This is a genomic window from Microcoleus sp. BM001215392 (genome assembly GCF_036700185.1).
Taxonomy (GTDB): domain Bacteria; phylum Cyanobacteriota; class Cyanobacteriia; order Cyanobacteriales; family Microcoleaceae; genus Microcoleus.
The window spans coordinates 1-8,138 of the sequence record NZ_JAUBOJ010000355.1; the positions used below are offsets into that span (position 1 = coordinate 1).

Here is an 8,138-nt window from a genome sequence, read left to right on the forward strand (position 1 = left end):
AACACAGATAAACGCAGATAATTTTAGGGTGTTTTCCGATTTTTGCAAGAGGTCTAATTTAAAACCGAGGTAGGTAGCCATGACAGACACGCTAATCCAGAATCAAAGTAGCGGAATTCTGCTAAAAAATATTAGCTGGAAAACCTACGAATCCCTGCTGAATGAGTTAGGGGAACACGGAGGAATTCGTTTGACTTACGATCGCGGAAATTTAGAAATTATGACTCCATCAGCACCCCATGAAAAGTACAAAAAAATCTTGGGACGTTTTGTAGAAAGCGTGAGTGATGAATTGAATGTTGAAATTTGCAGTTTGGGTTCTCTAACTTGCAGGCGCGAGGATTTGGCTCGCGGTTTAGAACCGGATCAGTGCTATTATATCGAAAATGAGGATGTGGTTTGGGACAAAGAACAAATCGATCTAAATCAAGATCCGCCACCCGATTTAGTAGTGGAAATTGACGTGACTAGCAGTTCGATCGATCGCCTTTCTTTATACGCAAGTTTAGGGGTGCCGGAAGTTTGGCGCTACGACGGAAATCGTTTAATAATTTATCAACTGGAAGCACAGGAATATGCAGAAAGAGATGTGTCTCCGACTTTTCCTTTTTTGTCGCAAGTTGAGATGCTGCGCTTTTTGAAATTGAGGAGGACTACAAAAGAAAATGCTTTAATTCGCTTGTTCCGGGAGTGGGTGAGGAGTCAAATTCAGTCAGGGGAATAGAAGGGCGATTCACGCTCGGGATGGCGACGTTTGAGGCTCTTTTTAGCAACCGCAGATGAACGCTCACTGACGCGGATGGATGACTCGGGCGATCGGCTCAAATTTACCTTAATTTCGCCCTTGCATATCTTAAACCGTATCCCTAATGTTCTCGTCCTTCTCAATTTTGATAGAGATGCAACGTACCGATCGCCTGGCCGCAAAACTGCGAGAATTAAATATTGACCCGGATACGATTTAGCAATTTTATTTCATGAAATAGCGAGGTTGACATGACTCAAATAAATCCCGATCGCACTACTGGTACAATTGCGCTCGACGTTTGTACTCAATCAAACGGGCAGTATCTTTGTCAGATATCATCATCTCTGAGCGATCGTCCCGATGATAGCATGAATTTTTACGGACAAACGAAAGAACACGCGATCGCGATCGCTCTAGAACATTTAGCCGACGAGTATCGCGAGAAAGCCGAAGAATCTCAAAATATAGATTCGCTCGCCGTGGAAATTTCAGATTCTGGAGAACCAATTAATAAATATTATCATGTGATTATACACTACGAAGAAATTTCGGAAGCAGAATCTAAGTTTGATGCAGTACACAATACAATCATGGGAAATACGATTATTGAGAATGCCAGACTTGCAGCCATTGAGATTTCTCCAGATATTCAAATCGAGCCGTTAGAGCGATCGGGATATTGAGGGAGAAAATTTTACACAATCTGCGGGTCACAATCAAGTTTTGTCGTCAAAAAAAGCGGTTTCCGATCTGCATCCAGGATTAAAATAACCAGGACTATTGATTTTGATTAATTTGGCTTTTTACCCAATTCCGAAATGCTTTAACTAATTCCAAATAATCCATTATTTCCGCCTGTTTCAGAAAACTGACAATCTCTAAAATAGCCACACTTGGAAATGCCAAACTGCGTGAAGCGAAGCTATCCCGTAGGGAATCGCACTCGACATACCCTTGACTCTCCAATCTGTTAATTCTGAGCCGCGAACCGTTGTAAATCCAAACTTCCGGCACTCCCAGATCGGCATAAATCTGCAACGTACTGTCGGATCTGCTGGTTATATCAATTTCCACCACTAAATCTGGCGGCGGATCTTGACTCATATCGAGTCGTTTTTTGCCTTTAATTGCACTCGCATTCTGGATGTAAAAACAATCATCGGGTTCGGCACCAATAAGTTCGGGACGTTTGAATGTCGTAGAACCCAGAGGTTCAATTCTCACATCTAATTCTTCTGCTAATGTTTCAACAAATCGACCCATTACTCTTTTGTAAACTTCGTGTTCTGCTGAAGGCACCATAATTTTTAAATTGCCGCGATTGTATGTCAGTCTAATTGGCCGATCGCCGATTTCGGCAAGCAAAGTCTCGTAAGTTTGCCAACTGATATTCGATAGCTCGACTATTTGTTCGGGCGGACTGAGAGTTTTAGCAATCATGGGGTTACTTTGGTGAAGAGTTCGCAGGCGCAAGCCGGGGCGTAGCCATCGCACTTTTAAACTAAATCATATCATCTCAAACATAGGTTTTTAGTGAGGACTTCAGTCCTCTCTCGTCGGATGCGGACTGAAGTCCTCACTACGAACCAAATTGCTAGTTATTGACCTGCAAAATCGGCGATGAACTTCTGGACAACTCGATTTAATTCCACCGAATGAGAAGCTTTAAATAAAATACGATCGCCCTTTTCGACAAATCCCAACAACCGCTGTGCTAAATCTTCCCGCCCATTCTCTGCTGTAATATCTCCTATCTCCACAAAAGGCACGCCCGCTGCACCCGCAGCCATCGCCGCCGCTTCCTCAAAATCGGCAAACACAAACAAAGCATCGAGGTTTAAATCCCGCGCCGCCTTTCCTACTTGTCGGTGAAATTCGATCGCCATGGAGCCCAATTCCTTCATCGTGCCCAACACCGCAATCCGGCGCTTTCCCGGAGTATCCGCTAACAATCTCAGCGCCGCCAACATCGACTCCAAACCAGCATTGTAAGTCTCATCCAAAATCACAACATCCTGCGGCAAATCGTAGCGGCGCGCCCGTCCATCCGGTAACTGCACGGACAAACCTTGCTGTAAAACTTTCCAGTCAATCCCTAAAACTTTTGCTACCGCCAAAGCCGCCAAATAATTTACAGCATTGTGCCTTCCAGCCAAGGGCAGCGGCAATTCCACACCTTCTACAAGTATTGTATGATTATTCAGCAATTCCCCGCACAAATCGCCGCCTTCTAATCCGTAAGTTAAAGTTTTTCCCTGCCAAACTTGTGCCGCAGTTGCCATTAATCTGTCAGAATCGTGATTGAGAATAGCAATACTTTCAGCAGGCATTTCCGCTAACAGTTCGCACTTAGCGATCGCGATCGCCTCGAACGAACCCAATCGCCCGATATGCGCCGTTCCCACATTAGTAATTACCGCCACAGTAGGACGCGCAATTTGCGAGAGCAGTGCAATTTCTCCTAGCCCGCGCATTCCCATTTCAATCACAGCATAATTGTGTGAGGGCGAAAGCTCCAACAGAGTTTTCGGGACTCCAATTTCATTGTTGTAGTTATATTGAGTTTTCAGAACATTTCCGCTGGTTGATAAAACCGCGGCAATTAATTCTTTGGCAGTAGTTTTACCGACTGAACCAGTAACAGCAATTATCGGTATACTGAATTGGTCGCGCCACCAACGGGCGATCGCCTGGTAAGCTTTTAAGGTATCGTCAACGCGCAACAGCGGAAAATTTGGAACTTCTGCTTGCCAATCGCGATCGACTACCGCAGCAATCGCCCCCAAATCCCGAGCCTTTTCCACAAACTGATGCCCGTCAAAATTTTCTCCTCGCAGCGCCAAAAATACTTCGCCGCCCTCAATAATACGCGTATCTGTAGCAATACCTGTCCCTAAAGCTGTGACAACGCCCTCAGACACCGCAGGCAAAGGTACAGTTAAAATTTCAACAAGTTGGGCGATACTGACGCGACACACCATAGGACAGGCACTCACATTTTAAATAATTATTTTCACAGCTAATCCTACCGCGCCCGACCTCACATTTAACCGTTTGCGGGCTGCCGGCTAGGATCGACATTAAAAATCTGAATACTCCACCGTCGGCAAGCGCCAGAAATCCGATCGAACCGACCCACAATCTTTACCAATACTTTACAAAATTTATGGTGATTTTAGCAGTTGCGAATTAGTAACAATTCATGTAATGCTAGTGTTGGTAATTAGTTTAACTAACCAAAAAATATCGATCGGCTGTCTGTGCTGACCGCTTCCATCCCTAAGCCTTGTCCGGCGAGAAGCTCGGTTGACTAAATTGTGGTGCTATATCTGGCAATTCATCCAACCAATGGTGCTTAAAGCTCCTCTCAAATCCTCGGAGGGTTAATCCACAGTGAACGACTACAACAGACAGAGCTACGAAGAAGAACAGCAACTTTACAACCACTGGCTCGAGCTGGTACAAGTAGAGCAGCCGATCGAACTGATCGGTCGATTTCGCACTTTGTTTATCCACACCACCGAATATCCCGATCGCGCAGTCGCTGGCGCCCTGGAAAAAATAGCAGCTTCACCATACGCCGCACAAGAATTCAAATACATCCTCAACCGCTGCTGCCACATCCTGATCAACCGCTGGCAAACGTACCCCAGCAAGCAAGCCGCCATCCCAGAATTAATCTCTGTGTTTGAAGAAGCCCCCAAAATAGCATTAGGATACAGTCGATCGCGACCTGCTCGCTCCATCCTCCAATTAGTAAATCAATTTACCGAAAGCGAACAGTACCTCACCCTCAAACGCTTAGGCCAAGTCATCACCCACAGCAACGAAGACAGCAGCAACAGCTTCATCCCAGCCACCCTAGCTTTGGGAAGCTTAATTCCCCGCTACCCTTACCTCTACAAACACTGCCTCCTGAGCGACGACAGCACCTACGAACAGCAAAAAATCATTCAAAAAATCCAAGCTCAAAAGCAGCAGCAATTTGAAATCGACCTCTCGCAATACGTTGCTCACCAAGTGAGAAAAGCCCAAACAGCCCGCCGGCATACCTCAATCTCCTTCGGCAGAAATATACAGACTATAAAAAACCCGACACTGTTGAGCGACCCAGAACTGTTCTTTGCCCTCAAGCAATTTGTCGGAAAAGTAGAAGGAGCCGATACATACAGACAAATTGCGGGTCGCTTCATGGCGAACGCCAGCACAACTGTGAGCTACAGCTCCTTTAAAGACGACTTATACGAATACCTAATTTCTTCCGTCACCAACGATGGCTACGGAAAACGTCAATTTAACGAAAAACTGTATAAGGAACTACAAAATACCTTTCCACACAACGATGCTCAGAAGTTCAACGAATTTTTAATGATCAGAACTTGCAGCCATTTATTGAACTTTTTAGTAGTAGAGAGTCCTGCACGGCCCAACCACTTTGTCTTCCTCGACCTAATCTCCAACCTCGGGCCCACCCAAACCACAGGTTTGCTGCTAAAAATCGTCCTAATTTGTGGCAAAGTCAAGCCCTATCTAGAAAAGCGATTAGCAATTTTGTTCGGTCACTACGAATTTTCTACCCGAGAAGGCGTGGTGTGGTTAGTCAAAGCCCTGGAAAACCTGAATCTAGCTTTGAGTACCAATTTTGGCAATCTAGACGTATCTTTCCTGCGGTAGGCGACCGGCCCCACAACTTTCTGTTGGTTCCACCTCGCCAAAACACCACAGGTCGAAATCTGGTTTCTGAATACCCTAAAAGTTTGATGTTGAATTGTGGCGACCTAATTAACTGCTTAAAGCTACTCAAAAGACGGTATTCTGTGTTAAAATCCCAAGTGTATCAGATTCGGTTGCAGGCTTTGTTCATTGCTACAGAATTGTTTAAAAACTTGCCCTTCTGTATCGGCAGGGGACTCTCCGAAACTGAAATCTTTGCACTGTCTAATTTTTGGAGTTATTCCTCATGTCGATATACGTCGGTAACTTATCCTATCAAGTTACCCAAGAAGACATCACCACCGTCTTCGCCGAATACGGAACCGTTAAGCGAGTACATCTACCTACCGACAGAGAAACCAGTCGCCCCCGCGGCTTTGGTTTTGTAGAAATGTCAACCGATGCCGAAGAAGATGCAGCGATTGCTGCTCTCGACGGAGCAGAGTGGATGGGTCGCGACCTCAAAGTTAACAAAGCTAAGCCTCGCGAAGATGAAGGCGGCCGTGGCGGCGGCAACCGGGGCGGCGGCGGCCCTGGTAAATTTGCTCGCGGTGGCGGTGGCGGTGGCGGTGGCGGTGGCGGACGCTACTAAATTGCTAGGATCGAGATTGGAGATGGGAGAGCGGAAATTTGCCAGGAGAGAGCGCGTAGCTGATTGACCTAGCTGCTTCGCCAATTCTCTCAGTTCCGCAAAACCTCTGCTATTCAAGTTTCCCGATCGACCGCATTCAATATACCAAAAAGCCAAGGGATCGACCCTTGGCTTTTTGGTATGAGAGTATGGGGTAGGAGCCACAAATCAACTGGGCGAACTCCACGCACTGCCTCTACTGTTCTAATCGTCAGGTTCGATACTGCTACTCAATCCGTGATTGTTGAGCGTTTCAGCATAAAACTCAGCGTGTTCGAGAGCGCAAACAATCACCAGCCCCAGCCCGCTATTGTGGGCTTCCATCATCACATTCACAGCCTGTGGCTGAGTCAGACTCGGTACCGTCGCCATCAAAGTCTGCACCACGTACTCCATCGGATTGAAATCATCGTTGTGCAGCAGAACGCGATAGCGCGGTGCAAGCTTGCGGACTGTAGAAGGCTTTTGAATAATTTCGACAGACACTAATCTATACCTCCTGAGTTATAGGATGTTAAAATTTTTGAGACTCCCCTGCCGTTGATGCGAGGGGATTCTTCGTTCATAAACCCAACGCCGCTGAGATAGGCTTACACCTAAAACAGTAGAGATCGAACTAGGACGAAGCTTGTATCGCATTAATTTCGATCGATAATCTTGAGCTGGATTCCTCCGCTGTGAAAGAGTATCTCACTTTCAGTTATTTTATTGAAATCTCTAAATTCAGACAAGGCAGCCGCCTGCGCCCATCGCGCTCTGTCAACCATACCAAACCCAGAGGAAGTGTCCTCAGCCCCCCAGCCACCACCTGTCTAGCGTCATAATATAAAGGCAAGATCGGTTAAAAATAAAAAACTACTACCTGTTAAATCCCCAGAACGGACTGAACGTTATATGAAACGCAAACCTAACTCCTACAACGACAGAGACAGATTCGGCGGCGACCCATTTCGGGGAGACGAAGACCCCGGCTCGGGCCCACAGTCGCGGCGAGGGCCTCAGTCCGGTAAACCCTCTTTCCTCAATTCCGCCACCATCGGGATTTTAACAGCCGTCTTTATTCTGGGAATTGGGATCGGAATTGCCTTTAGCTCCACGGCTACAATTAGCCCAGAAAACGTAGCATCCCGCGAATTTATCGATCGCAGCGCCCCAAACCCCGAACTTTGCGTGCAGTTTGGAGCCAGCGCCATGGTGACAGATATGCGCCTCTACGTCACCCTCAACCCCTTCAACGTCTATATCTCGCAGCCGAGTATGCGCCCCGGATGCGTCCTGAGAACCAATAACTGGGCAATTCTCGAACAAAGAAAACTGATCAACCAAAACCAAGTGCGCGAGTGCAAAAATCGCATGAACACCTTCGGCTTCACAGGCCCCCTGGAAGGCCAACCGGAAATTAACTGTATCTACCAAAACGACGGTGCTAAAAACTTGTTCCTCAACCAACCGGGTTCGACAGCTCCAGCCACGGAAGGTCAAAATTTCTAAATCGCTGAGATAGCTGTTTTGGCGATCGAGTAAATATTTTGGGTAGGGACTTAGGCTGTGCTTAAGTCCCTACTCGGTTTCAGCTAGAGCGTGCCGTAACCTCACGCTAACCCTTATGGGTATAGCGTGAGAGGAATGCGCGTCAATCAATGGGGTTCAATACCCCGTTGATTGACAGTTTCCTTATCAACTCACGAAGAACCTCACTCTGTTGCCTTTCCTTGATCTGGCAGTATTTTTTTAAGTGCATCAATTCTTCATCGGTGACTCGAAAATTAACCTGATTCATAGACCTACGTTGTATAGCTGTATGCTATAATCATACTATTGCATGGCCCAGAAGAGGAAAGTTGCGATTTTAACTTGGTTTGAGGATAATTTTTTCGGGTACAGGTTTTGCAGGCGATCGGGCTTTGTAAAACTTGACGCTGAAAGTTTACCATTAATTGGTAGCCCTGAGTGGTAATCGCCCATCAGAAGTTATAGCAACCGCCACATCAGTGAGGACATAAATAACTTCATGAATAGAGCCGATACCCGTACTGCATCAATGAT

The 8,138-nt window shown here is 46.4% G+C and carries 8 protein-coding genes; 5 read left to right on the top strand and 3 right to left on the bottom strand.

Annotated features, from left to right (window positions below; all coding sequences use genetic code 11):
• Positions 1-79: 79 nt before the first annotated feature.
• Both QT974_RS27450 and QT974_RS27455 read left to right on the top strand, forming a co-directional pair.
• Entirely contained in the window at positions 80-724 is a 645-nt protein-coding gene (locus tag QT974_RS27450) for a Uma2 family endonuclease (RefSeq protein WP_333471570.1), read from the top strand.
• Between the two features lie 272 nt (positions 725-996).
• Positions 997-1,431: a hypothetical protein gene (locus QT974_RS27455; RefSeq protein WP_333471571.1), complete on the top strand. Its 435-nt coding sequence runs from the start codon at positions 997-999 to the stop codon at positions 1,429-1,431.
• 94 nt (positions 1,432-1,525) lie between these two features.
• Here QT974_RS27455 and QT974_RS27460 read toward each other — a convergent pair whose 3' ends face one another.
• Both QT974_RS27460 and QT974_RS27465 read right to left on the bottom strand, forming a co-directional pair.
• Positions 1,526-2,188, bottom strand: coding sequence for a Uma2 family endonuclease (locus tag QT974_RS27460; protein WP_333471572.1), 663 nt, complete (start codon positions 2,186-2,188; stop codon positions 1,526-1,528).
• 158 nt (positions 2,189-2,346) lie between these two features.
• Positions 2,347-3,729, bottom strand: a complete 1,383-nt coding sequence (locus QT974_RS27465; protein WP_333471577.1) for a UDP-N-acetylmuramoyl-tripeptide--D-alanyl-D-alanine ligase — start codon at positions 3,727-3,729, stop codon at positions 2,347-2,349.
• A gap of 412 nt (positions 3,730-4,141) precedes the next feature.
• Between QT974_RS27465 and QT974_RS27470 the strand changes: the two genes are divergently transcribed.
• Positions 4,142-5,422, top strand: coding sequence for a hypothetical protein (locus QT974_RS27470; protein ID WP_333471573.1), 1,281 nt, complete (start codon positions 4,142-4,144; stop codon positions 5,420-5,422).
• A gap of 286 nt (positions 5,423-5,708) precedes the next feature.
• The gene (locus tag QT974_RS27475; protein WP_333471574.1) at positions 5,709-6,053 is read left to right on the top strand and encodes an RNA recognition motif domain-containing protein; all 345 of its coding nucleotides are present in this window, start codon (positions 5,709-5,711) and stop codon (positions 6,051-6,053) included.
• 243 nt (positions 6,054-6,296) lie between these two features.
• Here QT974_RS27475 and clpS read toward each other — a convergent pair whose 3' ends face one another.
• The gene (gene clpS, locus QT974_RS27480; protein ID WP_333471575.1) at positions 6,297-6,578 is read right to left on the bottom strand and encodes an ATP-dependent Clp protease adapter ClpS; all 282 of its coding nucleotides are present in this window, start codon (positions 6,576-6,578) and stop codon (positions 6,297-6,299) included.
• Between the two features lie 408 nt (positions 6,579-6,986).
• Between clpS and QT974_RS27485 the strand changes: the two genes are divergently transcribed.
• Positions 6,987-7,583 carry a DUF3172 domain-containing protein gene (locus QT974_RS27485; RefSeq protein WP_333471576.1) on the top strand — a complete coding sequence of 199 codons (597 nt, stop codon included), beginning with the start codon at positions 6,987-6,989 and terminating at the stop codon, positions 7,581-7,583.
• Positions 7,584-8,138: the final 555 nt, after the last annotated feature.

What these genes read in the sequence shown, in the direction of transcription:
- QT974_RS27475 (WP_333471574.1), top strand. Translation starts at nt 5,709, where the DNA reads ATGTCGATATACGTCGGTAACTTATCCTATCAAGTTACCCAAGAAGAC.
- QT974_RS27465 (WP_333471577.1), bottom strand. Translation starts at nt 3,729, where the DNA reads ATGGTGTGTCGCGTCAGTATCGCCCAACTTGTTGAAATTTTAACTGTA.
- QT974_RS27460 (WP_333471572.1), bottom strand. Translation starts at nt 2,188, where the DNA reads ATGATTGCTAAAACTCTCAGTCCGCCCGAACAAATAGTCGAGCTATCG.
- QT974_RS27450 (WP_333471570.1), top strand. Translation starts at nt 80, where the DNA reads ATGACAGACACGCTAATCCAGAATCAAAGTAGCGGAATTCTGCTAAAA.
- QT974_RS27455 (WP_333471571.1), top strand. Translation starts at nt 997, where the DNA reads ATGACTCAAATAAATCCCGATCGCACTACTGGTACAATTGCGCTCGAC.
- QT974_RS27485 (WP_333471576.1), top strand. Translation starts at nt 6,987, where the DNA reads ATGAAACGCAAACCTAACTCCTACAACGACAGAGACAGATTCGGCGGC.